Source organism: Stenotrophomonas sp. GD03877 (assembly GCF_029840555.1).
In the GTDB taxonomy this organism is placed as follows: domain Bacteria; phylum Pseudomonadota; class Gammaproteobacteria; order Xanthomonadales; family Xanthomonadaceae; genus Stenotrophomonas; species Stenotrophomonas geniculata.
The window spans coordinates 173,734-200,350 of the sequence record NZ_JAOCCT010000007.1; the positions used below are offsets into that span (position 1 = coordinate 173,734).

General features: G+C 66.3%; 22 protein-coding genes. 10 read left to right on the forward strand and 12 right to left on the reverse strand.

Annotated elements, in window-relative coordinates:
• Positions 1-5: 5 nt before the first annotated feature.
• The 4 genes from N5D20_RS07840 to N5D20_RS07855 all read right to left on the reverse strand — a co-directional run bounded on the left by N5D20_RS07840 (position 6) and on the right by N5D20_RS07855 (position 3,075).
• Positions 6-341 carry a hypothetical protein gene (locus N5D20_RS07840; protein ID WP_005412356.1) on the reverse strand — a complete coding sequence of 112 codons (336 nt, stop codon included), beginning with the start codon at positions 339-341 and terminating at the stop codon, positions 6-8.
• 85 nt (positions 342-426) lie between these two features.
• Positions 427-1,173, reverse strand: a complete 747-nt coding sequence (locus N5D20_RS07845) for a pseudouridine synthase (protein WP_279914748.1) — start codon at positions 1,171-1,173, stop codon at positions 427-429.
• An 83-nt stretch (positions 1,174-1,256) separates the two neighbouring features.
• A complete protein-coding gene (locus N5D20_RS07850; protein WP_197578071.1) occupies positions 1,257-1,763 on the reverse strand; it encodes a hypothetical protein in 507 nt (168 codons plus the stop codon).
• Between the two features lie 220 nt (positions 1,764-1,983).
• Complete coding sequence (locus N5D20_RS07855) at positions 1,984-3,075, reverse strand: OmpA family protein (protein WP_197578072.1); 1,092 nt, start codon at positions 3,073-3,075, stop codon at positions 1,984-1,986.
• A gap of 357 nt (positions 3,076-3,432) precedes the next feature.
• Between N5D20_RS07855 and N5D20_RS07860 the strand changes: the two genes are divergently transcribed.
• From N5D20_RS07860 to N5D20_RS07880, 5 genes are all read left to right on the forward strand, one after another.
• Positions 3,433-4,452 (forward strand): zinc-binding alcohol dehydrogenase family protein, encoded by a 1,020-nt coding sequence (locus N5D20_RS07860; protein WP_043401399.1) that lies wholly within the window; start codon positions 3,433-3,435, stop codon positions 4,450-4,452.
• 173 nt (positions 4,453-4,625) lie between these two features.
• The gene (locus N5D20_RS07865) at positions 4,626-5,258 is read left to right on the forward strand and encodes a hypothetical protein (protein ID WP_279914744.1); all 633 of its coding nucleotides are present in this window, start codon (positions 4,626-4,628) and stop codon (positions 5,256-5,258) included.
• 101 nt (positions 5,259-5,359) lie between these two features.
• Entirely contained in the window at positions 5,360-7,390 is a 2,031-nt protein-coding gene (locus N5D20_RS07870; protein WP_241885371.1) for an NADPH-dependent 2,4-dienoyl-CoA reductase, read from the forward strand.
• 298 nt (positions 7,391-7,688) lie between these two features.
• Complete coding sequence (locus N5D20_RS07875) at positions 7,689-8,147, forward strand: cell wall hydrolase (protein ID WP_004154513.1); 459 nt, start codon at positions 7,689-7,691, stop codon at positions 8,145-8,147.
• Positions 8,148-8,231: 84 nt separating this feature from the next.
• On the forward strand, positions 8,232-8,843 hold the full coding sequence (locus tag N5D20_RS07880) for a glutathione S-transferase N-terminal domain-containing protein (protein ID WP_043401403.1): 612 nt from the start codon (positions 8,232-8,234) through the stop codon (positions 8,841-8,843).
• Positions 8,844-8,910: 67 nt separating this feature from the next.
• Here N5D20_RS07880 and N5D20_RS07885 read toward each other — a convergent pair whose 3' ends face one another.
• The 6 genes from N5D20_RS07885 to N5D20_RS07910 all read right to left on the reverse strand — a co-directional run bounded on the left by N5D20_RS07885 (position 8,911) and on the right by N5D20_RS07910 (position 15,547).
• Positions 8,911-9,963, reverse strand: coding sequence for a suppressor of fused domain protein (locus tag N5D20_RS07885; protein ID WP_197578077.1), 1,053 nt, complete (start codon positions 9,961-9,963; stop codon positions 8,911-8,913).
• 47 nt (positions 9,964-10,010) lie between these two features.
• Complete coding sequence (locus tag N5D20_RS07890; RefSeq protein WP_049434018.1) at positions 10,011-10,514, reverse strand: hypothetical protein; 504 nt, start codon at positions 10,512-10,514, stop codon at positions 10,011-10,013.
• Positions 10,515-10,707: 193 nt separating this feature from the next.
• Positions 10,708-12,588, reverse strand: a complete 1,881-nt coding sequence (gene prpE, locus N5D20_RS07895; protein WP_279914745.1) for a propionate--CoA ligase — start codon at positions 12,586-12,588, stop codon at positions 10,708-10,710.
• Positions 12,589-13,213: 625 nt separating this feature from the next.
• The gene (locus N5D20_RS07900; protein WP_279914746.1) at positions 13,214-13,828 is read right to left on the reverse strand and encodes an RluA family pseudouridine synthase; all 615 of its coding nucleotides are present in this window, start codon (positions 13,826-13,828) and stop codon (positions 13,214-13,216) included.
• A gap of 122 nt (positions 13,829-13,950) precedes the next feature.
• Entirely contained in the window at positions 13,951-14,937 is a 987-nt protein-coding gene (locus tag N5D20_RS07905) for a malate dehydrogenase (protein ID WP_004153634.1), read from the reverse strand.
• A 118-nt stretch (positions 14,938-15,055) separates the two neighbouring features.
• Positions 15,056-15,547, reverse strand: a complete 492-nt coding sequence (locus tag N5D20_RS07910; RefSeq protein WP_004153629.1) for a peptidylprolyl isomerase — start codon at positions 15,545-15,547, stop codon at positions 15,056-15,058.
• Between the two features lie 273 nt (positions 15,548-15,820).
• Here N5D20_RS07910 and typA point away from each other — a divergent pair, with 273 nt between their 5' ends.
• From typA to N5D20_RS07925, 3 genes are read left to right on the forward strand one after another with little or no spacing between them, the layout of a single operon-like run.
• Positions 15,821-17,668, forward strand: a complete 1,848-nt coding sequence (gene typA, locus N5D20_RS07915; protein ID WP_010483969.1) for a translational GTPase TypA — start codon at positions 15,821-15,823, stop codon at positions 17,666-17,668.
• A gap of 11 nt (positions 17,669-17,679) precedes the next feature.
• Positions 17,680-18,147, forward strand: coding sequence for a DUF2127 domain-containing protein (locus N5D20_RS07920; RefSeq protein WP_197578702.1), 468 nt, complete (start codon positions 17,680-17,682; stop codon positions 18,145-18,147).
• Positions 18,148-18,188: 41 nt separating this feature from the next.
• A complete protein-coding gene (locus tag N5D20_RS07925) occupies positions 18,189-19,811 on the forward strand; it encodes an amidase (protein ID WP_217015213.1) in 1,623 nt (540 codons plus the stop codon).
• Positions 19,812-19,883: 72 nt separating this feature from the next.
• Here N5D20_RS07925 and N5D20_RS07930 read toward each other — a convergent pair whose 3' ends face one another.
• Positions 19,884-21,071, reverse strand: a complete 1,188-nt coding sequence (locus tag N5D20_RS07930; RefSeq protein WP_265330694.1) for a mechanosensitive ion channel family protein — start codon at positions 21,069-21,071, stop codon at positions 19,884-19,886.
• Between the two features lie 562 nt (positions 21,072-21,633).
• Here N5D20_RS07930 and N5D20_RS07935 point away from each other — a divergent pair.
• A protein-coding gene (locus tag N5D20_RS07935; protein ID WP_231298559.1) for an IS3 family transposase occupies positions 21,634-22,757 on the forward strand; the annotation gives its coding sequence in 2 pieces (ribosomal slippage) (positions 21,634-21,874 and positions 21,874-22,757; 1,125 coding nt in all).
• A gap of 165 nt (positions 22,758-22,922) precedes the next feature.
• On the opposite strand, the gene N5D20_RS07940 is transcribed toward N5D20_RS07935, so the two are convergent.
• Entirely contained in the window at positions 22,923-24,314 is a 1,392-nt protein-coding gene (locus tag N5D20_RS07940) for a 3-deoxy-7-phosphoheptulonate synthase class II (protein ID WP_010483972.1), read from the reverse strand.
• Positions 24,315-24,531: 217 nt separating this feature from the next.
• Here N5D20_RS07940 and N5D20_RS07945 point away from each other — a divergent pair.
• Positions 24,532-26,617: TonB-dependent receptor (locus N5D20_RS07945; RefSeq protein WP_279948123.1), on the forward strand; the 2,086-nt coding region annotated here is incomplete at its 3' end.

A 26,617-nucleotide genomic window follows, 5' to 3' on the forward strand; every position in this document is an offset into this window, starting at 1 on the left:
GCGCGTCATTTCTTTTTCTTCTTGCCCTTCGGCTCGTCCTTGCTGGCCACCACCACCGGCTTGGCGGCAGCATCCTGGCCGTTGCCCTTGGCAACGCGGATGCCGTTGGCCTTCATCCAGGCATCGAACTCATCGGCGGTCATCTTCTTGTCGCCGTTGCTCATCAGGAAGCGGTAGCTGCCGCGGCCATCCAGCTCCGGGGTCTTCACTTCCACCACCGGTGTTTCAGCCGGCGTTTCCGCCTTGGCCACCTTCTTGTGGCCACCACAGGCGGTCAGCAGCACCATCGGCAGCAGCAGGCCTGCGCAGCGCAGGGTTTGGTTGAGGGTCGGGTGGTACATGGGCAGGCTCCGTTCGGGAAATTCAGCAACCAGGCGCCCCCTACGCCTGGAACGGTGGCCGGCAACCGCCGGCCGCGGGCGATGATCAGCCCGGTGCAGCGGCCCCCAGCCGCTGCTGGTCACTGACCTCAAGTAGCCGCCATTGCCCCTTGCCGAGATCGCCGAGCAGCAGCCCGCCGATCGCAACCCGGACCAGGCGCAGTACCTGCAGGTCGAAGGCCGCCAACAGGCGGCGGATGTGGCGGTTGCGGCCCTCGTCGAGGACCACCTCCAGCCACGCGGTCTTGTCGCCGCTGCGCAGCACGCGCACCGCCTGGGCGAGGAGGAACTCGCCTTCGTCCTCGACACCGGCGCGCAGCGCAGCCAGGGTGTCATCGTCGGGCAGGCGGTCCACCTGCACGTGGTAGGTCTTCTGCGGGCCGGTTTCCGGATCGGTCAGACGCGCGGCCCACTGCGGATCGTTGCTGAACAGCAACAGCCCCTCGCTGGCCTTGTCCAAGCGCCCGACCGGTGCGATCCACGGCAGCCCGGCGCCATCGAAACAGCGGTAGACGGTGTCGCGGCCGCGCTCGTCCTGCGCGGTGGTCACCACCCCGCGCGGCTTGTTGAGCATCAGGTACAGGCGCTGCGGCGCACCCATCGGCTGGCCATCGACCTCGATCGGCGGCGCCGGCTGGCCAATCGGGAACTCGGGATCCCGCACGATGCGGCCGGACACGCGTACGCGGCCCTCGGCGATCCAGCGCGCGGCCTCGCTGCGCGAGCAGACGCCGGCCTTGGACAGCACGCGCGCCAGGCCATGACGGACACCGGCGGCTGTGGCAGCGGGAATCGCACGCCCACGCGGTGCGTGGGAGCGGGCGGCGGGGGCGGCAGGTGGGCGGCGCGTGCGCAAGCCTCTGCTCCCCGCGACGCTTACTTCTTGTCGACCGGCTTGGTCTCAGCCGGTGCTTCGGCTGGAGCCGGGGTGGCGGCCGGAGCCGGACGTGCCTTGACCACACGCACGCCACGCGCCTTCATCCAGGCATCGAACTCTTCAGCGGTCATGCGCTTGCCGTTCTGGCTCATGTCGAAGCGCCAGGGCGTGTTGTCGAATTCGGTCTGCGGCTTGTAGGCCGCCGGATCGTTCGGCTTCACCGCCGGTGCGCTCGGAATGGCCTTGGCGATGTTCTGGCAGCCGTCGATGCGCAGGCGCTGAAGCACCTGGTCCAGCGACTGCGACGGATCGTAGTTGCTGCTCAGCACACCGGCCGGCATGCCCAGCTGGTTGCCACGGATGTAGAGCTCGTCGGCCACCGGCGCAATGGTCGTGGCCGGCAACGGCAGCGGCGAGGCGCTGGTGTTGACCGAGCAATCGACCGCAGCGTGGGCGGCGGGAATCAGGGCCAGCGCCAGGAAGGCGGCCGATGCAGAGCGCAGCATGAAGGGCATCCAGGAAAGGAAGTGACGCGGCGAGTTTAGCAATGCCGCGACAGCTTTCAAGCGCCACTTTCAATGAATACGGCAACTCATTGGTTTTACGAACAAAAACCCGACGAACGGTTGCCTGCGTAGCAGTAGATACCCGGATTCCGGGCCGCAGAAACAACAAGACCCGGCCGAAGCCGGGTCCTGCTGTGTCCTACAGGCAGAGCGTCAGAACTTAGTTCTGGACGTTCAGCTCGGTACGACGGTTCTTGGCGCGACCTTCCGGGTTGTCCGAACCATCCGGGTTGGTGTTCGGAGCAATCGGACGGCTCTCGCCGTAGCCGATCGGGCCGACCAGGCGACCGGCGTCAACGCCGTTCTTGGTCAGGTAGTTGTACACGGCGGTAGCACGACGCTCCGACAGCTTCTGGTTGTAAGCATCGGTACCCTTCGAGTCGGTGTGACCGGCAACTTCAACGCGCAGATCCGGGTAACGCTTCAGGATCTCGGTGGCTTCGCTCAGGATCGCCACGGCGTCCGGACGCAGGTTCGACTTGTCGAAGTCGAAGTTGACGCCCTTCAGGTCGATCGAGACCGGCACCGGGCAACCGTCCGGACCAATGGTCTGACCCGGCTGCGAGTTCGGGCACTTGTCGTCGCAGTTGTTGACGCCGTCACCGTCGTCATCCAGGTCGGCGCAGCTCGGGGCGACCGGAGCCGGAGCCGGAGCAGCCGCGACCGGAGCCGGGCCCAGCGGGATCACGACGCCGACCGAAGCCAGCACGTCGCCGAACCAGTCTTCGCTGGCAGCGTGGTAGCTCTTGTCGTCGAAGTCAGCGCGGTAGGCCACTTCGGCGCGGACAGCAACGCGCTTTTCGAAGGTGGTCTGCAGGCCGACGCCCAGCTTGGCGGCAACGTTGCCGTCCTTACGCTGGCGCGGACCATTGGCATTCAGCGCCGGGTACTCTTCTTCCGACTTCTGGTAGCCCAGGCCACCGACGATGTACGGGTTCCAGCCGCGGCCTTCCTTGATGAAGTGGCGACGCAGGTCCAGCGAGACGCCGTACTGCGACCAGTTCAGGTCCTTGTTCGAATCGAAGTTCGGGTTCTGATAGTTCAGCTCACCGTCCAGCGACCAGTTCGGGCTGATGAACTTGCCCAGGCCCAGGGTCACGAACGGAGCGTCATTGGTCAGACGGTCGCTGTCCTGGAAGTTGAAGCCGGCCGAACCGGTCAGGTACCAGCGGTCATCGAACTCCTGCGCCGAAGCTGCCTGGGCAAAAGCCAGGCCGCCCAGCAGCGCGGCAGTAAGGATCTTCTTGTTCATTGAGTACAGCTCCTATTTCGGGGGTATGAAACCGGTAGAGGCATGGGCCAGCACAAGTGCGTCGATGTACGACAGCCGATTCAGCACGCCACCGCCGCGAACATTATGCTCAGGCGGGTGAAGGCCATGTTAACAGTCCCGTAACATGTGAAGTGTTGCGCCCGACCGTCCACCGGTCCGACGTTGAAACCCTATACAGGATGATGAAAATCCGCAAGACCCTCACGCTGCAAGGGTTTGACGGGGTTTAGGCGGGGAAAACGACATATTGCGCAACGTACTGCATCACACGGTTCAGCGTGTTTGCGGAAAGGTGAGGAACCTTATGATGGAGCCACGAACCCAGCCGGAGCCGTGATGAAAGCCGTCGCCCTGAGTCGTGAATCCGCCCCTGCCCTGTGCGATATCCACCTGCCCCCGCCGCTGCCTCCCCGGGGGCGTGACCTGCTGGTCCGGGTCGAGGCGGTTTCGGTCAACCCCGTCGATGGCAAGCAGCGTGCCAGCACGGATCCGGCCACGCTCCAGGCGCCCCGCGTGCTGGGTTGGGACGCCGCCGGCGTGGTCGAGGCGATCGGCGACGAGGCCAGCCTGTTCGCCTCTGGTGACGAGGTCTATTACGCCGGTGATGTCACCCGCCCCGGCTGCAATGCGCAGTACCAGTGGGTGGACGAACGCCTGGTCGCGCGCAAACCCACCACGCTGGATTTCGCTGAGGCCGCAGCGCTGCCGCTGACCACGCTCACCGCCTGGGAGCTGCTGTTCGAGCGCATGCCCCTGCGCCTGGACGATCGCCGCCACGCCGGCCAGCACCTGCTGGTGATCGGCGGTGCGGGCGGGGTCGGCTCGATGGCGATCCAGCTGGCCCGCCATGCGGGTTTCGAGGTGATCGCCACGGCGTCGCGCGAGGCCTCGGCCGACTGGTGCCGGCAGATGGGTGCCCGGCACGTGATCGACCACCGGCAACCGCTTCAGGCCCAGCTGCAGGCGCTGGGCATCGACGCGGTGCAGGTCGCACTCAACCTGGCCGACACCGATCACTACTGGGACGAACTGGGCCTGTTGCTGGCGCCGCAGGGACACGTCGGCCTGATCGTCGAGCCACGTGGGCCGCTGCGGATCGGCGATCCCTACAAGGCCAAGTGCATCGGCATCCACTGGGAGTTCATGTTCGCGCGCTCGCGCTTTGCCACTGCCGACTGCATCGAGCAGCACCGCATCCTCAGCCGCACGGCCAGCATGATCGATGCCGGCCAGCTGCGCGGCACCCTCAGCGAGACGCTGGGCCCGATCAATGCGACAAATCTGGACATCGCGCATCAGCGCCTGGCCGGCGGACGCACGGTGGGCAAGCTGGCGCTGGCAGGCTGGGGCGACTGACGCGTCATGTAGCGCCGAGCCCATGCTCGGCTGGTGGTGCCAGGCAAAGCAGCCGAGCATGGGCTCGGCGCTACAGATTCCGCCTGTAGCGGCGGATTGGTCGGCATCTGTATCTATTGAAGTGACTGGATCGGGATTACGGTGGGAACAGATCCCCCTCCCCCGAGACCGCCATGCCCACCGCCCTGCCCCTGCGCATGCTGCAACTGATCGCCGGCCTGTTCCTGTACGGCTTCGGCGCCTCGCTGATGATCCGTGCCGCCATCGGCGTGGCGCCCTGGGACGTGCTGTCGCAGGGCATCGCCGCGGAGACGCCGCTCTCGTTCGGGCTGGCCACCAATGTGATCGGTGCGCTGGTGCTGCTGCTGTGGTGGCCGCTGCGGCAGAAGCCGGGCGTTGGCACCGTGCTCAACGTGATGCTGATCGGCCCGTCCGCGCAGTTCGGGCTGTGGCTGCTGCCGCCGGCGGTCGGCCTGGGCTGGCAGCTGGCGATGTTCTGCGCCGGCATGCTGCTGGTCGCGCTGGCCACCGGCCTGTATATCGGCGCCAAGCTGGGCCCTGGCCCGCGCGACGGCCTGATGACCGGCCTGCACGCCCGTACCGGCTGGCCGATCTGGAAAGTGCGCAGCCTGATCGAGGGCAGCGTGCTGCTGCTGGGCTGGTGGCTGGGCGGCAATGTCGGCCTCGGCACGCTGGCCTTCGCCCTGCTGATCGGGCCGCTGTGCGGAATGACGCTGGGCTGGTTCGGGATTGGCCGGCCGATGCCCGGACCGCGCCCGGCGAGCGCACAGCGCGGCCACGGGTAGCCGCGTCCCCGGGCATGGCCCGGCGCTACCGATTCGCCAGCCCTTGCTCCGGCCGCCGTTTCGCGGCACGCTTCGCGCTTCCGTACGCAAGCGTATCGACCATGTCGCCAGCCAACGAAAGCGCCTATCCCCACCTGTTCGCCCCGCTGGACCTGGGCTTCACCCAGCTGCGCAACCGCGTATTGATGGGCTCGATGCACACCGGCCTGGAGGATCGCGCCCGCGACTTCCCGCGGCTGGCGGCCTATTTCGCCGAACGCGCCGAGGGCGGCGTCGGCCTGATCGTCACCGGTGGCTTCGCGCCGAATGTAGTGGGCTGGTTGAAGCCGTTCGGCGGCAAGCTGTCCTGGCCGTGGGAAGTACGCCCGCACCGCCAGCTCACCGCCGCCGCGCACCAGCACGGCGCGAAGATCTGCCTGCAGCTGCTGCATGCCGGCCGCTATGCCTACCACCCTTTGTCGGTGGCGCCGTCGAAGCTGAAGGCACCGATCAACCCGTTCACCCCGCGCGCGCTCTCGGCCAGCGGCGTCGAGCGCCATATCGCCGACTACGCACGCAGCGCGAAGCTGGCCCGCGAGGCCGGCTACGACGGCGTGGAAGTGATGGGCTCGGAGGGCTACCTCATCAACGAGTTCATCGCCCCGCGCACCAACAAGCGCACCGATGCCTGGGGTGGCGACGCGCGCCAGCGCATGCGCTTCGCGGTGGAGATCGTGCGCCGTATCCGCGAGGCCTGCGGCCCGGACTTCATCATCATCTACCGCCTGTCGCTGGTGGATCTGGTGGACGACGGCAGCAACTGGGAAGAGATCGTGCAGCAGGCGCAGGCGATCGAGGCGGCCGGCGCAACGATCATCAATTCCGGCATCGGCTGGCACGAAGCGCGCATCCCGACCATCGCCACCTCGGTGCCGCGCGCTGCCTTCGCCGGGGTCACCGCCAAGCTCAAGCCACATGTGAAAGTGCCGCTGGTGGCGACCAACCGCATCAACATGCCCGACGTCGCCGAGCGCATCCTCGCCGATGGCGGCGCCGACATGGTGTCGCTGGCGCGGCCGCTGCTGGCCGACCCGCAGTGGCCGAACAAGGCCCGTGCCGGCCGCGCCGAGGCGATCAACACCTGCATCGCCTGCAACCAGGCCTGCCTGGACCACGTGTTCGAGAACAAGCTGGCCAGTTGCCTGGTCAATCCGCGCGCCGCGCACGAGACCGAGCTGGTCTACCGCCCCACCACTACGCCGAAGAAGGTTGCCGTGGTCGGTGCAGGCCCCGCCGGCCTGGCCTGTGCCACCGTCGCTGCCCAGCGCGGCCACCAGGTCACCCTGTTCGATGCCGGCGACGAGATCGGCGGGCAGTTCAACGTGGCCAAGCGCATCCCCGGCAAGGAAGAGTTCTACGAGACCCTGCGCTACTTCCGCCACACGCTGCAGGAGACCGGCGTGCAGCTGCGCCTCGGCACCCGTGCTGATGCCGCCAACCTGGCCGGCTTCGACGAGGTGGTGCTGGCCACCGGCATCACCCCGCGCAAGGTCGATTTCCCCGGCGCCGACCACGCCAAGGTGGTCAGCTATCTGGACGTGCTGCTGGGGCGGGTCGAAGTGGGCGCCAATGCGGCGATCATCGGCGCCGGCGGCATCGGCTTCGATGTCGGCGAATTCCTCAGCCACGCCGGTGAGTCGCCCTCGCTGGACCCGCAGCGCTGGATGGCCGAATGGGGCGTGGACAGCACGTTCGAGGCCCGCGGCTCGCTGGCCAGGCCGCAGGCAGAAGCCTCGCCGCGCCGGCTGTGGCTGCTGCAGCGCAGCCCGGGCAAGCCCGGCGCGCGACTGGGCAAGACCACCGGCTGGATCCATCGCGCCACGCTGAAGGCCAAGGGCGTGCGCATGCTCGGCGGCGTCGAGTACCTGGGCGTGGACGACGAGGGCCTGCGCATCCGCGTGGAAGGCAGCGAACAGCTGCTGCCGGTCGACCATGTGGTGATCTGCGCCGGGCAGGAACCGAACCGCGCATTGCAGGCCGAACTGCAGGCCGCCGGCATCAACGCGCAGCTGATCGGCGGCGCCGATGTGGCCGCCGAACTGGATGCGAAGCGGGCGATCGACCAGGGCAGCCGGGTCGCCGCTGCGCTCTGATGAGGGCCTGAATGGGGGGCGGAATGTGATTTCCGTCACCCCTGCCGAACCTGAATGTCAAGTCGCACGGTTCACGATGCGTTCGGCTATCCCCCCCTACCTTGCGCCATCTTTCCGCTCACCAGCCAGTTTCCGGTGAGCCGGCGCAGCCCCCTCGATCGGTACTGATCGTTTCTTTTGGGGCTGCCCACGGGGCGGCCCCGATGGCCGCCTCCCCATGACGCCAAGTCGTACCCCGCCTCCTGTCGCCCCCGCGGCCGGAACCGGAGGGTGCGGCCCACACGGAGCAAGGAGTTATATGAAACTGGCCTGGATTCTCTGGCTGTCGCAGTTGTTGCCGCAGCCGGCCGCTGATTCATTGTGTTTGAGCACCACCGTTTACCTGGAAGCCCGCGACCAGACCCTGCGGGGCCAGCAGGCCGTCGCCGAGGTCGCCCTGCGCCGTCTCGACAGTGGCCTGTGGGGCGACTCGATGTGCCAGGTGGTCACCGCGCGCAAGCAGTTCGCACCGACCATCGTCTCCCCCGGTACCCAGCTGGGCAACGACGCGGCCTGGAGCGAGGCGATGAACGTGGCCTTCGACGCCGAGCGCAACTGGGCGCTGCCGGCCGGCGAGCGCCGCGAGATCGTGCCCGGTGCCAGCCACTTCGCCGCGCTGTCCATCGCCAGCCCGAACTGGCGCAATGCGTACCAGGTGGCCACCATCGGCGATCACACCTTCTACAAGGTGCAGAACCTCAAGCCGCGGCAGTCGTAACGATCCGTGCTGGCGGCAGCGTTGCCGCCCGCCGGCAGGCTCTGGGATAGTGGGCGTTTCCCGCCCGCATCACCTGGAGTTCCCATGAAGCTGTACAGCAAGCCCGGTGCCTGTTCCACCGCCGACCACATCGCCCTGCAGTGGACCGGCCAGCCGTTCGAGGTTGAACTGCTGAACAAGGACACCCTGAAGGGGCCGGAATTCCTCAAGATCAATCCGGCCGGTGCCGTCCCCGCACTGGTCGACGGCGACTTCGTGCTGCTGCAGAACGCCGCGATCATGGGCTATATCGCCGACACCTACCCGCAGGCCGGCCTCGGCGGCGATGGCAGCCCGCGCCAGCGCGCCGAAGCCACCCGCTGGCTGGCCTTCGTCAATTCCGATGTGCATCCGGCCTTCTCGCCGCTGTTCGCGCCGGGCAAGTTCATCGCCGACGAGAGCCAGTTCGATGCGATCCGCGCCGCCGCGCACAAGCGCCTGCGTGGCCTGTTCGAGACCGCCGACAAGCAGCTGGCCGACAAGCCGTGGCTGGCCGGCTTCCGCAGCTTCGCCGATCCGTACTTCTACATCACCCTGCGCTGGGCCGCCGGCGCCAAGGTCGACCTGTCCGGCCTGGACAACCTGGCCGCCTACAAGGCGCGCATGGATGCCGACGCCGGCGTGCAGGCCGCGCTGAAGGCTGAAGGCCTGGCCTGATCTTGACCTGGGGTCGGATCCGTCTGCGCAGCAGGCGGCTCTGACCCCCTCGGTTCCAACAGCGTGATCAGCCGATCTGGCGGATCACTTCGCCCTTGGCATCGCGCAGGTAGGTCGGCACCACTTCGATGCGCAGCGCCGCCACCGGATAGATACCGCGCTCGGCACGCACGCACGCCAGGGCCTGCAATCCCGCCTCGTCCAGTGCCCAGCGCGCGTTGTCGGCGGAGACGTCGCCCATTTCACCGCGCCCGGCCGGAACGAACTCCCACTGCCGCTCGCGGCTGACCAGTTCCAGCGATCTGCCGTGGCGCAGGCGCAGTGGCAGCAGCTCGCACACGCTGGCGACCTGGCCGGCCCCCAGCACCAGGGTGGTGACGCCCGCCTCCTGCCGCCAATCCAGTGTCTCGATGAACAACATGCCGGTACTGGAGCCCTCGCGCTCGCTGCCGGCCTGCACCTGTGCCGCCAGTGCCGGATCCTCCAGCAGATTGCCGCGATGCAGGTCGCTGATCCACAGCGGCATCGCCGGCTGCAGCGCCTGCAGCACGCCACGCGTCGACCAGCGCTTGACCGCTTCCATCTCCTCATCGGTCAGCCCGACCAGCTGCAGGAACTGCAGGTGGCCATTGGCGGTGTCGCGTGCGGGCAACTGCGGATCCGCGACGAAGGCCAGATGGCACAAGCGCGTGCCGGTCTCCAGCGCGATCGGGCCGTTGGCATTGAGATGGTGACCGTCCTCGAACACGTTGCCACTGCCGAACACATAGCGCGCCAGGTTCTGCAGCAGGTTCATCGGCCACACCGGCGGTGCGCTGCCGGCGTTCTCACCGGCGTCGGCAGCGAGGCGGAAGGTCAGCTCGAAACCATAGCCGCTGGTGGCGGCATCACTGCTCTCCTTGGCATACAGCTCGGAGAAGCCGTAAGTGACGTAGTGCCAGTGGGGTACCGGCTCATCCGCCCAGTACACGCTGATGCCATCGAGCGGATCCTGGCCACCGAGCGTGTGCGGAAGCGCGGTGCCGAAGTGACGCGGCTCCTGCCCGGCATACAGGGGCGCCAGCGCCGCATTGATCGCGTCCCAGCCGGGGGTATCGGTGTCGTCGTGGTCGTCCTGCACGCGGAACTCCTTGTGGGGGAAGTGAACCGATCACTTTACGCGGTGGCTCAGGCCTGCACGACCTCGCCACCACCCTTGACCACGGCAGCCTGGGTTTCCTGCCACCAGCGCTGCGCCAGCGCCGGACTGCGCGCCTTGCCCACCGCCGCCAGCAGTTCCGGGCACAGGCGTTCCAGCGCCAGCGCATCGGTGCAGCGTTCGATCTTCAACTGCATGAAGTAGCCCTTCAGGCCCAGGTGGCGGCGTACCGCCTCGCTCATCGCGTCGTACAGCTGCTGGTACAGCGCCGGGTCCTGTTCGCGCCCGGTGCTGATGCCGCGCAGCGGCGTCACCTCGGCACTTCCGCCGATCACTTCGATCAGGCCCTGCGCTGACAATTGCTCCAGTGCATCGGGCGGCGCACGCAGGCCTTCGAACAGGCCGCGCAATTCAGTGTCATCGCGATGGCCGTCGACCATCAGCAGGATCGAACGCAGTGCCGCCGGCAGGCGCCGGCCACGGTCTTCGATTTCCTGACGGCCAGCCGCCGTCTTGGCGTGCAGCAATGCCATTGCCTCCCCCTCCCTCGATGCGCAATGCCGGCGCGCCCTGGCGGGCACGCTCCCCTGCAACCGAGCTTAGCGCACCGGTTGCAGGGAGGAAGCTGCGGTGCAGCAACGGCCTCCTCTGTAGAGCCGAGCCCATGCTCGGCTGCTTTGGCAAGGCATGCGGAGCCGAGCATCGGCTCGGCTCTACAGAAGCAGATCAGCGCCCCAGCGCCCGGCGGATCTCCTCCAGCGCGCTGGGGTCATCCAGCGTCGACAGGTCGCCCGGGTCGCGCTGTTCGGCCAGCGCCTGCAGCGAGCGCCGCAACAACTTGCCCGAACGGGTCTTGGGCAGTGCGTTGACCACATGCACATGCGCCGGGCGCGCGACCGCGCCGAGCGAGGTGGTCACCGTGGCCATCATCTCCGCCACCACCGTCGCCGGATCCTCGCCATCGAGCCCCTGCTTGAGGGTGACGAACACCAGCGGCACCTGCCCCTTCAGTTCGTCCTTGACCCCGATCACGGCAGCCTCGGCCACGCGCGGATGGCTGGAAATGGCCTCCTCGATCTCGCGCGTGCCCAGGCGGTGCCCGGCCACGTTGATCACATCATCGGTGCGGCCGAGGATGAAGGTGTAGCCATCGTCGTCGCGGATCGCCCAGTCCAGCGAGCTGTACAGCAGTTCCTTGAAGTGGCTGAAGTAGCTCTGCAGGAAGCGATTGTCATCATTCCACACCGTGCTCATGCAGCCCGGCGGCAACGGCGGCGACACCACCAGCACGCCCTTCTGCCCTGGTGCCACTTCCTCGCCGGTGTTCTCGTCGATCACCTTCATCCGGTAGCCGAGATTGGGGAAGCCCGGCGAACCGAAACGCACCGGCTTCATCTCCAGGCCCGGCAGCAGGGTCAGTGCCGGCCAGCCGGTTTCGGTCTGCCAGTAGTTGTCGATGATCGGCTTGCCAAGCGCTTCGCTGATCCAGTGCGCGGTCGGTTCATCCAGCGGCTCACCGGCCAGGAACAGGTACTTCAGCGCGCGCAGGTCGTGGCGATGGATGAAGTCTGCGTCGTGCTTCTTCAGCACGCGGATGGCGGTGGGCGACGAGAACATCGTGCGCACGTTGTACTGCTCGCACAGCGCCCACCAGATGCCCGGATCGGGATTCGTCGGCAGCCCTTCGTACAGCAGCGAGGTGCAGCCACCGATCAGCGGGCCGTACACGTTGTAGGAATGGCCCACCGCCCAGCCGACATCGGAGGTGGAGAACATCACCTGGCCCGGCTTGCAGTCGAACACGGTCTCCATCGACTGTGCCATCGCCACCGCATAGCCGCCCACGTCGCGCTGCACGCCCTTCGGCTTGCCAGTGGTGCCGGAGGTGTACAGCAGGTAGCTCGGTTCGCTTGCTTCCAGCCATTGCACCGGCACATCGACTTCCCCGATCTGCGCACGCAGCGTGGCGTACTCCACATCACGGCCCGGCACGCGTGGTTCGGCTGCATCCAGCCCACGCGACACGATCAGCACATGCGGTGGCGGCGAAGCCGCTTCGGCGCAGGCGGCGTCGACCATCGGCTTGTACGGAATCAGCTTGCCACCGCGCATGCCGGCATCGGCGGCGATGAGCAGCCTGGGCTTCGCATCGTCGATGCGCAGCGCCAGGTTGTGCGCGGCGAAGCCACCAAACACCACCGAGTGCACCGCACCGATGCGCGCGCAGGCCAGCATCGCGAACACGGCTTCGGCCATGTTCGGCATGTAGATCACCACGCGGTCACCGTGACCGACGCCGAGGTGCTTGAGCACGGCGGCGAAGTCGTTCACTTCGCGATACAGCTGGCGATAGGTGATCTCACGCGTGCTGTTGGTTTCGGTGGAGATGGCGACCAGCGCGAGCTGGTCGGCGCGCTCGGCCAGGTGGCGATCCACGGCGTTGTAGCAGAGATTGGTTTCACCACCGACGAACCAGCGCCGGAACGGCGGGTTGCTGTAGTCGAGCACCTGCTGCGGCGGTTTGTGCCAATGGATGCGCTTGGCTTCCTCGCCCCAGAAGGCCTCCGGCTCGTCGATCGAGCGACGGTAGGTTTCCTCGTAGTTCATGACGCAGCCCTCCCAGACAAAGTCATGGGTTCGAGGATAGTCCGGCGCTGGCGTGCGGGCCGCCCTACCTTGGTAGGGGGGTGGGTTTGTTCTGCAGGGCTTTGCAGCCCTGCACCCGCAGAAGCCGAAGCAACAGCAGAAGCGGGTTTCCTGAGGGTTGGCGGGCTGGGTCCGGTTGCGGGGGACGCCGTGAATCCGTCCATGGAGGCTCGGTCGCCGCATCCATGCGGCTCACGCCCCCGCAACCGGACCCACCCCGCCTTCGACAGTTCCCCGCAATCTTTCGGGCTGGCATTGCCTGCTCTTGGTGGGTGTCGACCTTGGTCGACACGCTCGATCCACGCCATGCGCGGATGAATTCCATTCGATTCGATTTCTGACAGATGTGTCGACCAAGGTCGACACCTACCAACGACCACGGAAATCTGTCGAAGGCGGGGCACTGTGGGTGTGCGGGGTGTGAGCGGCATGGATGCCGCGACCAAGCCCCCATGGATGGGTTCACGGCGTCCCCGCACACCCACAGTGCCCCGCCATCCCGCGGAATGCCGCTTTAGTTTTTGACGTTGCTGTTGCTGTTGCCTGAAAGCTTCGGCAGGTGCAGGGCTGCAAGCCCTGCCGGCCCCTAGAACGGAGCCGCGGACTCGAACGCGAGCGCCTCGCCCGTCAGCGGATGCGTAAACCGCAGGCTGCGCGCATGTAGATGCACGCGTTGCGCCGGTGCCGCGTCATACAGCACATCGCCGGCGATCGGATGACCAAGGCTGGCCATGTGCAGGCGCAGCTGATGGCTGCGGCCGGTGATCGGTTCCAGTTCCACGCGCGTGCGCTGCGCTTCAACATCACGAGCCAACACGCGCCAACGCGTCAGCGCCGGCTTGCCGCGCTCATGGTCGACCATCTGCTTCGGCCGGTTCGGCCAGTCCACGATCAATGGCAGGTCCACTTCGCCGGCCTCGCCTTCGATCAGACCCTGCACGATGGCCTCGTAGCACTTGCCGACCTGGCGCTGCTCGAACTGCATCGACAATGCGGCCTGCATCTCCTTGCCTCGCGCATGCAGCAGCAGGCCGGAGGTCACCTGATCCAGCCGATGCACCGTCAACGCATCCGGATACACCGTCTGCAGGCGCGCGACCACGCAGTCCTGGTTCTCGGCGCTGCGGCCGGGCACGGACAGCAGGCCGGCCGGCTTCTCGGCCACCAGCAGCGCGTCATCGATGTAATGCAGGTGGATCATGCGGTTCCAGGAATTCCAAATGAAAACGGGGAAGCCGAAGCCTCCCCGTTTTCTGCGTACCGACCAGCGGTCGGTACCTACCTTGATGGAAGACGTACCGGCCGGAGCCGGTACCGCCTGCATCAGCCCAGCAGGTGGGCGACGCCGGCGCGCTCTTCTTCCAGCTCGGCCAGGGTCTTGTCGATGTACTTCTGGCTGAAGTCGTCGATCGGCAGATCCTTGACCAGGGTGTACTTGCCGTTCTCGGTGGTCACCGCGAAGCCGAAGATCACGCCTTCCGGAATGCCGTAGGAACCGTCGGACGGCACGCCCATGGTGACCCACTTGCCGTTGCTGCCCAGCACCCAGTCACGCACATGGTCGATGGCAGCGTTGGCGGCCGAAGCAGCCGAGGACGAGCCACGGGCTTCGATGATCGCCGCACCGCGCTTGCCCACGGTCGGGATGAAGGTGTTGGCGTTCCACTCCTGGTCGTTGATCGCATCGGCGATCGACGCACCATCGGCGGTGGCGAAACGGTAGTCCGGGTACATGGTCGGGCTGTGGTTGCCCCACACGACCAGCTTCTCCATGCCACCGACCGGCTTGCCGAGCTTGGTCGACAGCTGGCTCAGCGCGCGGTTGTGGTCCAGGCGCAGCATGGCGGTGAAGTTTTCCGGCTTCAGGTCCGGCGCCGACTTCATGGCGATGTAGGCGTTGGTGTTGGCCGGGTTGCCGACCACCAGCACCTTCACGTCACGGCTGGCGACCTTGTTCAGCGCTGCGCCCTGGGCGGTGAAGATCTTGGCGTTTTCCAGCAGCAGGTCCTTGCGCTCCATGCCCGGGCCACGCGGACGTGCGCCGACCAGCAGGGCGATGTCGGCGTCCTTGAACGCGACTTCGGCGTCATCGGTGCCGACCATGCCGGCCAGCAGCGGGAAGGCGCAGTCTTCCAGCTCCATCATCACGCCCTTCAGGGCGGCCTGGGCCTTGTCGACCGGCAGTTCCAGCAGCTGCAGGATGACCGGCTGGTCCTTGCCCAGCATTTCGCCGGAGGCGATGCGGAACAGCAGGGCATAACCGATCTGGCCGGCGGCGCCGGTCACGGCAACACGAACGGGTGCTTTCATGGGGGTTTCCTCTTGCTTGCAAGCGTTTGATGGGACGCCGCGGGCGTGGCCACGCTGGCCTGGCGGGCGGCGGGGAACAGGGAAACGGCCACCCGTGGGTGGCCGTCTCGAAGGGGGGTCAGGCGGCGAGGTGCTTGTTCCACTCCGCGACGCGCTCGGCCTGGGCGGCCAGCACGGCGTCGACGTCGCCTTCCAGGGTGATCGAATGGATCACGTCGCCCTGCTTGACCGAATCGACGATGGCCTGGCCTTCCAGGACCTTGCCGAAGACGGTGTGGCGGCCGTCCAGCCAGTCGGTCTTGATGTGGGTGATGAAGAACTGGCTGCCGTTGGTGTTCGGGCCGGCGTTGGCCATCGACAGCGAGCCGACCTCGTGCTTCACGCCATTCTTCTCGTCTTCGAACTTGTAGCCCGGGCCGCCGGTGCCACGACCCTGCGGGCAGCCGCCCTGGATCATGAAGTCGGCGATCACGCGGTGGAAGATCAGGCCGTCATAGAAACCGTGCTTGACCAGGTTCACGAAGTTGGCCACGGTCAGCGGCGCCTTGTCGGCGAACAGCTCGACCTTGATCGGGCCCTGGGTGGTGTCGAAAGTGGCGATGAGGGACATGAAGATCCTTGATGCAGAGGGGAACGCGTCTAGCCACCTAGTTTACACCTGCCTCGTGGCGGCGGCGGCTTCGACCATCGGTGGAGAACCCGGCTTCAGCCGCCGGCGGGGGAGCCCCGCACGACGGTCCTGACGGCCTCGGCCGCCGCTGCGGACAGCCAGCTGAATGGGCCCCATGACTGGTGTGAAATCCACCTTTTCGCGAATCGTCAAGTTCGACGTATAATGTTGGACTTCTTTTTCCAAATCCGGCGCCGACTGGCCCCCTTTCGTATGTCCATCGAAAATCTTCGCAACATCGCCATCGTCGCCCACGTCGACCATGGCAAGACCACCCTGGTCGACCAGCTGCTGAAGCAGTCCGGCACCCTGTCCGAGCGCACCGTCCTCGCCGAGCGCGTGATGGACAGCAACGACCAGGAAAAGGAACGCGGCATCACCATCCTGGCCAAGAACACCGCCATCACCTGGGAAGACAAGAAGACCGGCATCAAGAACCGGATCAACATCGTCGACACCCCCGGCCACGCCGACTTCGGTGGTGAGGTCGAGCGCGTGCTGTCGATGGTCGACACCGTGCTGATCCTGGTCGACGCGATGGACGGCCCGATGCCGCAGACCCGCTTCGTGACCCAGAAGGCCTTCGCAATGGGCTTCAAGCCGATCGTCGTGGTCAACAAGGTCGACCGTCCGGGCGCCCGTCCGGAATGGGTGATCGACCAGGTCTTCGACCTGTTCGACAAGCTCGGCGCGACCAACGAGCAGCTGGACTTCCCGATCGTCTACGCCTCGGGCCTGAACGGCTACGCCGGCCTGGAAGACACCGTGCGCGACGGCGACATGACCCCGCTGTACGAAGCGATCATGCAGCACGCGCCGCGTCCGGAAGTGGACCCGGAAGGCCCGTTCCAGATGCGCATCAGCCAGCTGGACTACAACAACTTCGTGGGCGTGATCGGCATCGGCCGCATCCAGCGCGGCACCCTGAAGAAGAACATGCAGGTCGCGGTCATCGACCGTGAAGGCAAGAAGCGCAACGGCAAGGTGCTGCAGGTGCTGGGCTTCATGGGCCTGGAGCGCATCGAGCAGGATTCGGCCGAGGCCGGCGACATCGTGGCCATCTCCGGCATCCAGGAGCTGACCATCTCCGACACCATCTGCGCGCCGGACTTCCCGGAAGCCCTGCCGGCGCTGACCGTCGACGAGCCGACCATCTCGATGACCTTCCAGGTCAACAACTCGCCGTTCGCCGGCAACAAGGACCTGTCCGGTGGCAAGTTCCTGACCAGCCGCCAGATCAAGGACCGCCTGGACCGTGAAAAGGTCCACAACGTGGCCCTGAAGGTCGAGCAGCTGGAAGACGCTGACAAGTTCCTGGTCTCCGGCCGTGGCGAACTGCACCTGTCGGTGCTGATCGAGAACATGCGCCGCGAGGGCTACGAGCTGGCCGTGTCGCGTCCGGAAGTGATCATCAAGGAAATCGACGGCCAGATGATGGAGCCGATCGAGCAGCTGGTGGTGGACATCGAAGAAATCCACCAGGGCGGCGTGATGGAAAAGCTGGGTACCCGCAAGGGCCAGCTGAAGAACATGGAATCGGACGGCAAGGGCCGTGTTCGCCTGGAATACTCGATCCCGGCCCGTGGCCTGATCGGCTTCCAGAACGAGTTCAAGACCCTGACCCAGGGTTCGGGTCTGCTGTTCCACGTGTTCGACCATTACGGTCCGAAGGAACAGGGCGCGATCGCCAAGCGCATCAACGGCGTGATGATCGCCAATGCACCGGGCACCACTCCGGCCTACTCGCTGGGCCCGCTGCAGGAACGCGGCAAGCTGTTCGCTGCTGAAGGCGACAACGTGTATGAAGGTCAGCTGGTCGGCATCCACTCGAAGGACAACGACCTGACCGTCAACGCGATCAAGACCAAGCCGCTGACCAACATGCGCGCTTCGGGCAAGGACGATGCGATCCAGCTGACCCCGGCGATCAAGTACTCGCTGGAACAGGCCCTGGACTTCATCGAAGACGATGAGCTGGTCGAGATCACCCCGAAGGAGATCCGCCTGCGCAAGAAGTTCCTGACCGAAAGCGACCGCAAGAAGGCTTCGCGCGGCGGCTGAGCCAGCACCTCGTGAACCAGAGCGGCTACAACCCGGATCCACACCGGCATCCGGGCCTGCATGTCATCGCCCTGCTCGAAGCGAGCAAGGCGATGCTTGCGCTGTTGGCCGCCACCGGGCTGGAAGTGCTCGGGCCGCAGCCGCTGCGGCACGGCATCATGGTCCTGATCCGGCGTTTCAGCCTGGATCCGGACCATGGCACCCTGCCCTCGCTGCTGCACATGATCAGTCCCGACGCGGTCCACCTGGCCGCGGCGGGAATGATCGGCTACGGCCTGCTGCACCTGGTCGAAGCCTGGGGCCTGTGGCGGGCCAAGGCCTGGGCCTCCTGGCTGGGTTGCCTGACCGCCGCCCTGTACCTGCCGTTCGACATCTTCGCCATCATCCGCCACCCCGGCTGGCCGTCATGGACGATCCTGGCGATCAACCTGATCGTGGTCTACGTCCTCGCCCGCGACCTGCGCAAGCGCCACCGCTGAGCACCCGCTACACTGGGGATTGGAGCCGACCAAGCCGCCCCATGCGCCCGTCCTTGCCGCCTCTGCTGACCTGCCTGCTCGCCGCGCTGCCGGCGCTGCTTTCGGCTGGCTGCAGCCCGGCCACGCCCAGCGCGCATGCGGCCGAACCTGCGAGCCGCAACGTGCCGTTCCCGTACGCCGAAACCGATGTCGCCGACCTGCAGGCGCGAATGACCGCCGGTGAACTGGACAGCACCACCCTGACCCAGGCCTACCTGCAGCGCATCGCCGCCCTGGACCGCACCGGGCCACGCCTGCGCGCAGTGATCGAGCTCAACCCCGATGCCCTGAAGGAAGCCGCCGCGCGCGACCGCGAGCGCCGCGAAGGACGCCTGCGCGGCCCGCTGCATGGCATCCCGCTGCTGCTGAAGGACAACATCAACGCCGCGCCGATGGCCACCAGTGCAGGTTCTCTGGCCCTGCAGGGCTTCCGTCCGGACGATGCCTACCTGGTGCGCCGGCTGCGCGAAGCCGGTGCGGTGGTGCTGGGCAAGACCAATCTGAGCGAATGGGCCAATTTCCGCGGCAATGATTCCATCTCCGGCTGGAGCGCGCGCGGTGGCCAGACCCGCAATCCCTATCGGCTGAGTCATTCGCCCTGTGGCTCCAGCAGCGGCAGCGCGGTGGCCGTGGCCGCCAACCTCGCCAGCGTGGCGATCGGTACCGAGACCGATGGCAGCATCGTCTGCCCGGCGGCGATCAACGGCGTGGTCGGCCTGAAGCCGACGGTCGGCCTGGTCAGCCGCGACGGCATCATCCCGATCTCCTTCAGCCAGGACACTGCCGGGCCGATGGCACGCAGCGTCGCCGACGCTGCCGCCGTGCTGACCGCGATCGCCGGCCGCGATGATGCCGACCCGGCCACCGCCACCATGCCCGGCCGCGCGGTCTACGACTACACCGCACGCCTGGACCCGCAGGGCCTGCGCGGCAAACGCATCGGCCTGCTGCAGACGCCGCTGCTGAAGTACCGCGGCATGCCGCCGCTGATCGATCAGGCAGCGACCGAGCTGCGTCGCGCTGGTGCCGTCGTGGTCCCCGTCGAGCTGCCCAACCAGGGCGCCTGGGCCGAAGCCGAGCGCACGCTGCTGCTGTACGAATTCAAGGCCGGGCTGGAGCGCTACTTCAGCACCCACCGCGCGCCGTTGCGCAGCCTGGCCGAACTGATTGCCTTCAACCAGGCGCACAGCAAGCAGGAACTGGGCCTGTTCGGCCAGGAGCTGCTGGTAGAGGCCGATGCCACTGCTGGCCTGGCCGACCCCGCCTACATCCGCGCGCGCAGCGATGCGCGCCGCCTGGCCGGCCCGGAAGGCATCGACGCCGCCCTCGCCGCCCACCAGCTCGACGCCCTGGTCGCACCCACCACCGGTGTGGCATGGCCGATCCGCAGCGAAGGCGACGACTTCCCCGGCGAGAGCTACAGCGCCGCTGCCGTCGCTGGTTACCCCAGCCTGACCGTGCCGATGGGCCAGATCGATGGCCTGCCAGTCGGCCTGCTGTTCATGGGCACCGCCTGGAGCGAGCCGAAGCTGATCGAAATGGCCTACGCCTACGAGCAGCGCACCCGTGCGCGCAAGCCGCCGCACTTCGACACCGATGCACTGATCGACGCCGGCGAGCCGTGATCGTGTTTCTGTAGAGCCGAGCCCACGCTCGGCTTCACCGGAAAATCGAAAGCGGCCGAGCATGGCCCGGCGCTACAGAGGCTGGTCAGGCTCCGCCGGCACGATCGCCGCTTCACCATCCTCCGCGCCAGGCGAACGCACATCCGCGGTGCGCGCACGTGGTCCGCGCGGCATATCCAGCTCGTCTTCGTGTTGCAACCGCGCACGCACCTGCGGCAGCGACTGCGGATGCTCACGCGCGAGGAAGTCGAGCATGCGCTCGCGCACCAGGCAGCGCAGGTCAAAGGCATCACCGGAGCTGCGCGCGCTGACCAGCAGCCGCACCTGGATCGCACGCTCACTGGTCTCGGTCACCTGGGTCACGCAGACCCGGCCATCCCACAGCGCTTCGCCACGACAGATGCGCTCCAGTTCGGCGCGGATCGCCGCGATCGGCGCCCGGTAGTCCAGCCACAGAAACGCAGTGCCGAGCAGATCGGCGCTGCGCCGCGTCCAGTTCTGGAACGGGTTCTCGATGAACCAGGTCAACGGCACCACCATCCGCCGCTCATCCCAGATGCGCACCACCACGTAACTGCTGCCGATCTCCTCGATGCGGCCCCATTCGCCTTCGACGATCACCACGTCATCCAGGCGGATCGGCTGCGTCACTGCAATCTGCAGGCCAGCGATCAGGTTGCCGAACACCGGCTTGGCCGCGATACCGGCCACCAGACCGATCAGGCCCGCCGAGGCCAGCAGCGCGGTACCGATCTTCTGCACCATCGGGAAGGTCAGCAGCACCAACGACGCGCCCAGCACGACGATGCCGCCCATCAGCACACGACTGAGCACCCGCGTCTGCGTCTGGATGCGGCGCGCCTCCAGGTTATCGGAGACATCGATGGGATGGCTGCGCAGGATCGCGCGCTCACCGGCCGCCACCGCGCGTACAAGCAACCAGATGAAGCACGCGGTCAGCGCGATGTGCAGCACATGCTGCAGATTGCCCAGCAACGGATCCTGCAGCGGTGTGGCCTGCAACGCGGGAATCAACAGCAGCAGCGGCCATGCAGTGGCCATCGGAAGCCCGAGCACACGGCCGATGCGGGCGCGCCGTCGATCACGCCCCTTCAGCCGATGGTAGATCCACAGGATCAGCCACGCGCCGATGCCACCCACTACTGCTGCCAATCCCAACGGCCATGCGTAGGCCTGTGCGCTTTGCCAGTGCACTGTTGCCACCTCCACTCGAACAGCCAAGCAGACAGCCTCGCGCATGGGGCATGAGCGTCACGTCAGCCGTTCGTAGGCAGGGTGTTGATCGGCAGGGCTTGCAGCCCTGCACCTGCTGCGAGCTGGAGCAACAGCAACAGCAACAGCCGAAGCAGAAGCGGGTTTCCTGTGGGATGGCGGGGTGGGTCCGGTTGCGGGGGACGCCGTGGATCCATCCATGGAGGCTCGGTCGCCGCATCCATGCGGCTCACGCCCCCGCAACCGGACCCACCCCGCCTTCGACAGATTCTTGCGACCTGTCGGAACGGCGTATTGCCCTGGTGGGTGTCGACCTTGGTCGACACGGTAGATCCACGCCGTGCGTGGATGACTCATTCGATATATGCAAGAAAAATCGTGTCGACCAAGGTCGACACCCACCAACAACCGCGCTGAACAACGGCCGCAGTTACCAACAGACCACAGGGATCTGTCAGAGGCGGGGCGGTGTGGGTGGACAGGACCGTTGGCGCCATGGATGGCGCCATCGAGCCCCCATGGACGGGTTGTGGTGGTCTAATCAACTTGGACACTCGATAGGATCAATTTCAAGCATCGAGGTAGACCCATGGCAAAGCAGATCACTCAGGGCATGAGGGACGAGGCGGTTCGCCTTGTGGTTGTGGAGGGGCAGACAGTCAGGGACGTCTGCCAGCTGATGGATGTCGGCCCGACGGCGCTGAGGCGCTGGATCGAGCAATGGCGTCGAAAACATGACCCGCAGGCCGAGGCACCGCCCGTAGATGCCCAGGTCAGAATCGCCGAGCTGGAGGCCCAGAATCGCAGGCTCAAGGAGGAGCGCGACCTACTAAAAAAATCCATCGCCTTCTTCATTCGGGACAGCGATCACCGGAACAGGTGATCCAGGAATTGGGGAAGGTCGCTCCGATCCGGTTGGTGTGTCAGTTGATGGACTATCCCCGTAGCAGCTACTACGCCTGGCTGCACCGGGAGCCCCGGATTGACCGGGAACTGCTGGCCCAGGTTGATCTGGTTCGTCGCATTCATCAGTCCCACCGGGGGAGCTGTGGCTCTCGCAAGATGGCCAGGGAGCTGACCAATCGCGGCCTGCCAGTGGGTCGCTACCGCGCCCGGACGCTGATGCGCCGGGCCGGCGTCAGGGCGCGGCAGCACCGGCGGCACAAGTACCACAGTCTGGGGCCGCAGGCACTGACCGCGCCCAACGTGTTGGAACGCCAATTCAACCCGGAGGCACCCGACCAAGTTTGGGCAGGGGATATCACCTACATCCCGACCCAGCAAGGCTGGCTCTATCTGGCCATCGTGGTGGATCTGTTTGCCCGACGGATCGTGGGCTGGGCCCACTCTCACGAAGGGGATGCCTGGCTGGCCGTCAGAGCCCTGCGTGGGGCTCTGAAACAGCGTCGTCCCAACGGGCGACTACTTTTCCACTCGGATCAAGGTCGGCAGTACACCAGCCATGCCATGGCCGAAATTCTGCGTGACAACGGCATCACCCAAAGCATGAGCAGGAAGGGCAACTGCTGGGACAACGCGGTGGTGGAACGGGTTTTCGCCACCCTCAAAGGGGAGTGGCTTTACTCCAAATACCCCACTCGACAGGAGGCTGCAGCAGACATCGAGCAATTCGTGGACTGGTACAACCACCGTCGGCCGCACAGTGCCAACGGCCTTGTGCCACCTGCGCTTTGTGAAGAGCAGGTGGCCTGAACTCCCTTTGGGAGTGTCCAAAAATACTTGACCACCACAGGTTTACGGCGTGTCCTGACCACCCACACCGCCCCGCCATCCCACGGAATGCCGCTTCTGCTGTTGCTTTTGCTGTTGCTTCGGATTCTGGGCAGGTGCAGGGCTGCAAGCCCTGCCGAAAAACCCTTACCGCACTTGCTCCTGCTTGCGCACGATCGCCATCGCGATCTCCAGCGACTGCTCGTAGTTCAACCGCGGGTCCACGGTCGAACGGTAGGCGCGCTCCAGATCACGCTCGGTCAGCTCGCGTGCGCCACCGGTGCATTCGGTCACGTCCTCGCCGGTCAGTTCCAGGTGCACACCACCCAGGCGCGTGCCTGCGGCCGCATGCAGATCGAACGACATCTCCACTTCGCCACGCACATTGTCGAAGCGACGTGTCTTGAAACCGTTGGCGGTACTTTCGGTGTTGCCATGCATCGCATCGCACACCCACAGCACGCGACGGCCATCGCGCTTGACCGCATCCAGCAGCGGCGGCAGCTTCTCGGCGATCTGCGCCGCACCCATGCGGTGGATGAAACTCAGGCGGCCCGGTTCGTCATGCGGGTTGAGCACGTCGATCAGGCGCAGCAGCTGGTCCGGCGTCACCGATGGGCCGACCTTGATCGCGATCGGATTGCGCACGCCACGCAGGTATTCCACGTGTGCGCCATCGAGCGCAGCGGTGCGCATGCCAATCCACGGGTAATGCGTGCTCAGGTTCAACCAGCCCTGCTGGCGCGGCACCTGCCGGGTCAGCGCCTGCTCGTAGGGCAGCAGCAACGCCTCGTGCGAGGTGTAGAAATCGATGCGGTTGAGGTTGTGCACGCGGGCCCCAGCCAGAGTCTCCATGAAGTGCACCGCATCACCGATCGAGGCCACCATCTTCTGGTACTCGGCGGCCAGCGGCGAGTGGCTTACCCACTCCAGGTTCCAGTACTCGGGGTGGTGCAGGTCGGCGAAGCCACCATCGATCAGCGCCCGCACGAAGTTCATCGTCATCGCGGAGTGCGCGTGGGCCTGCAGCATCCGCTTCGGGTCCGGCAGGCGCGCCGCCTCGGTGAAGGCCGGCGCGTTGATCACATCGCCGCGGTAGCTCGGCAGCGTCACACCGTCGCGGGTCTCGGTATCGGCCGAACGCGGCTTGGCGTACTGGCCGGCGAAACGACCGACGCGGATCACCGGCTGGCGCAGGCCGTGAACCAGCACCAGGCTCATCTGCAGCAGCACCTTCAGGCGGTTGGAGATGGTGCCCGATTCGCAGTCGCTGAAATTCTCGGCGCAGTCGCCGCCCTGCAGCAGGAAGCGCTTGCCCTCCTGGGCCTCGGCCAGCTGCTGCTTCAGCGCCAGGATCTCCCACGAGGTGACCAGCGGCGGCAGCCGCTTCAGCTCGTGCAGGGCAGCGTCCAGCGCCACAGGGTCCGGGTAGGTCGGCATCTGCAGCGCGGTCTTGCCACGCCAGCTCTCCGGCGACCAGGCAGCGCCGGTGGCCGCTGCGACGGGATCGGGGACAGGCGAAACGGCGGACAGGCTCATTGCAGGCTTCCGGAGGTGGGAGACGTTCATGGTCGCAGAGCCGACCGCTGTCGCAAAGGGTCGAACGGCGTCTGCACATGACTGAACGCCGGGGAAAGGGCATCGCGATCGGCCAAAAGCGGCATGCCCACGGCCAGCCGGACAGGCGCATGATTCGCCACGCACTGTTACGAAGTAACACTCAATCCCCATTGGCCCCTTCCACAGCGTATCCGCCATGAAGCCCTCCCTGCTCGCTACCGGCATCACCTTCGCCCTGACCCTGGCCAGCCTGCCTTCCCTCGCTGTGGCCGCCGATGCCGCCGCTCCCGTGAAGGACCTCGACACGGTCACCGTCAGCGCCCAGCTCGACCAGGCCCGCAACGCACTGTCGCCGGACATCGGCAGCAGCCAGTACCAGATCACCGCCGAGGACATCCAGAAGCAGCCGCTGGGCGCCTCCGCGCCGCTCAGCCAGGTGCTGCTGCAGGCGCCGGGCGTGGTCCAGGATTCCTATGGCGGCGTGCACGTGCGCGGCGACCACGCCAATCTGCAGTACCGCATCAACGGCGTGCTGTTGCCCGAATCGATCTCCGGCTTCGGCCAGACCCTGGATGCGCGCACGATCAAGAGCATCCGGCTGATGGACGGGGCATTGCCAGCACAGTTCGGCGAGCGCACCGCCGCGGTGGTCGACATCACCACCCGCAGTGGCGCCGAGCTCGGCAATGGCGGCAGCGTCGGCATCACCACCGGCTCGTTCGGCAAGGTCAATCCGAATGCCTCATGGTGGGGCTCGCAGGGGCGCTGGAGCTGGTTCCTGACCGGCAACTACGACCAGAACGAAATCGGCCTGGAGAACCCGACCCGTTCGCGCAAGCCGGAGCATGACGATACCCACCAAGGCAAGGCGTTCGCCGACCTGACCTATCTGGTCAACGACACCACCCGCCTGAGCGTGTTCGCCGGCTTCGCCAACAACCGCTTCCAGATTCCGGTCAACCCCGGCCAGACGCCGCAGTTCGGCTACCTGGACACCACCACCTTCGATTCCAGCCAGCTGGATGAGACCCAGCGCGAGACCACGCGCTTCGGCATGCTGGTGCTGCAGGGCACACTGGGCGACACCGCCTACCAGGTCTCGGCCGGGCAGCGATACAGCGATGTCGGCTTCAATCCCGATGTGGTCGGCGATCTGGTGTTCAGCGGCGTCGCCTCGCAGGTCCAGCGCAGCAACCGCGCCAACACCCTGCAGGCCGACTTCTCCACCCCACTGGGCAACGACCACACATTGCGCTACGGCCTGTACGGCAACTACGAGAACGCGCGGGCCAGCAACAACAGCTGGGTATTCCCGGTTGATGATGCCGGCCAGCAGTCCAGCACCACACCGCTGCTGATACCTGACCGCAGCGCGTTCCATGCCAGCACGCTGGCGTTGTACGTGCAGGACGAATGGAAGCTCGGCGACGACTGGACCGTGAACTACGGCCTGCGTGGCGACCGCTACAAAGCCTTCGGCCACAACGAGGGCCAGCTCAGCCCGCGCGTGGGCGTGGTCTGGAATGCCAGCGACAGCACCACCGTGCACGCCGGCTATTCACGTTACTTCACGCCACCGGCCAGCGAACTGATCGCCAGCAGCGACATCGCGCTATACGACGGCACCACCAACCAGCAGCCCAGCGGCGGCAACAACACGCCGCTGGCCGAGCGCAGCGACTACTACGACATCGGCGTCTCGCAGCAACTGGGCGAGCACCTGACCCTGGGCCTGGATGCGTATGACCGACGCGTCGCCCGCCTGCAGGACGAAGGCCAGTTCGGCGCCGCCTACATCTATTCGACCTTCAACTATCGCCGTGGCCATATCCGCGGCCTGGAGTTCAGTGCCGACTACAGCAACGGTCCGTTCAGCGCCTACTTCAACGCCGCGCTGAACAAGGCCATCGGTACCGACGTCATCACCGGCCAGTACAACCTCGATCCGGACGCGCTGGCCTATGCGGCCAACCACTGGATCCACCTCGACCACGACCAGAAGCTGACGTCGTCCGGTGGCCTCAGCTACGCCTTCGCCGGGCACAACCGGATCGGGGCCAACTACGTGTTCGGCAGCGGCCTGCGTTCGGACATCGAGGGCGTGCCCAATGGTGGCGAGCTGCCGTCCTACCTGCAGGTGAATCTCAGCGCCGGACACGATTTCAACGCCGACAGCGGTCATCCGCTGCACGTGCAGCTGGCCGTGATCAACGCACTGGACCGCAGTTACCAGCTGCGCGATGGCGGCGGTGTCGGCGTGTTCGCCCCGCAGTGGGGGCCGC

What these genes read in the sequence shown, in the direction of transcription:
- prpE (WP_279914745.1), bottom strand. Translation starts at nt 12,588, where the DNA reads ATGAACTACGAGGAAACCTACCGTCGCTCGATCGACGAGCCGGAGGCC.
- N5D20_RS07900 (WP_279914746.1), bottom strand. Translation starts at nt 13,828, where the DNA reads ATGATCCACCTGCATTACATCGATGACGCGCTGCTGGTGGCCGAGAAG.
- N5D20_RS07850 (WP_197578071.1), bottom strand. Translation starts at nt 1,763, where the DNA reads ATGCTGCGCTCTGCATCGGCCGCCTTCCTGGCGCTGGCCCTGATTCCC.
- N5D20_RS07875 (WP_004154513.1), top strand. Translation starts at nt 7,689, where the DNA reads ATGAAACTGGCCTGGATTCTCTGGCTGTCGCAGTTGTTGCCGCAGCCG.
- N5D20_RS07890 (WP_049434018.1), bottom strand. Translation starts at nt 10,514, where the DNA reads ATGGCATTGCTGCACGCCAAGACGGCGGCTGGCCGTCAGGAAATCGAA.
- typA (WP_010483969.1), top strand. Translation starts at nt 15,821, where the DNA reads ATGTCCATCGAAAATCTTCGCAACATCGCCATCGTCGCCCACGTCGAC.
- N5D20_RS07840 (WP_005412356.1), bottom strand. Translation starts at nt 341, where the DNA reads ATGTACCACCCGACCCTCAACCAAACCCTGCGCTGCGCAGGCCTGCTG.
- N5D20_RS07880 (WP_043401403.1), top strand. Translation starts at nt 8,232, where the DNA reads ATGAAGCTGTACAGCAAGCCCGGTGCCTGTTCCACCGCCGACCACATC.
- N5D20_RS07930 (WP_265330694.1), bottom strand. Translation starts at nt 21,071, where the DNA reads ATGCGCGAGGCTGTCTGCTTGGCTGTTCGAGTGGAGGTGGCAACAGTG.
- N5D20_RS07870 (WP_241885371.1), top strand. Translation starts at nt 5,360, where the DNA reads ATGTCGCCAGCCAACGAAAGCGCCTATCCCCACCTGTTCGCCCCGCTG.
- N5D20_RS07860 (WP_043401399.1), top strand. Translation starts at nt 3,433, where the DNA reads ATGAAAGCCGTCGCCCTGAGTCGTGAATCCGCCCCTGCCCTGTGCGAT.
- N5D20_RS07940 (WP_010483972.1), bottom strand. Translation starts at nt 24,314, where the DNA reads ATGAGCCTGTCCGCCGTTTCGCCTGTCCCCGATCCCGTCGCAGCGGCC.
- N5D20_RS07925 (WP_217015213.1), top strand. Translation starts at nt 18,189, where the DNA reads ATGCGCCCGTCCTTGCCGCCTCTGCTGACCTGCCTGCTCGCCGCGCTG.
- N5D20_RS07910 (WP_004153629.1), bottom strand. Translation starts at nt 15,547, where the DNA reads ATGTCCCTCATCGCCACTTTCGACACCACCCAGGGCCCGATCAAGGTC.
- N5D20_RS07855 (WP_197578072.1), bottom strand. Translation starts at nt 3,075, where the DNA reads ATGAACAAGAAGATCCTTACTGCCGCGCTGCTGGGCGGCCTGGCTTTT.
- N5D20_RS07865 (WP_279914744.1), top strand. Translation starts at nt 4,626, where the DNA reads ATGCCCACCGCCCTGCCCCTGCGCATGCTGCAACTGATCGCCGGCCTG.
- N5D20_RS07905 (WP_004153634.1), bottom strand. Translation starts at nt 14,937, where the DNA reads ATGAAAGCACCCGTTCGTGTTGCCGTGACCGGCGCCGCCGGCCAGATC.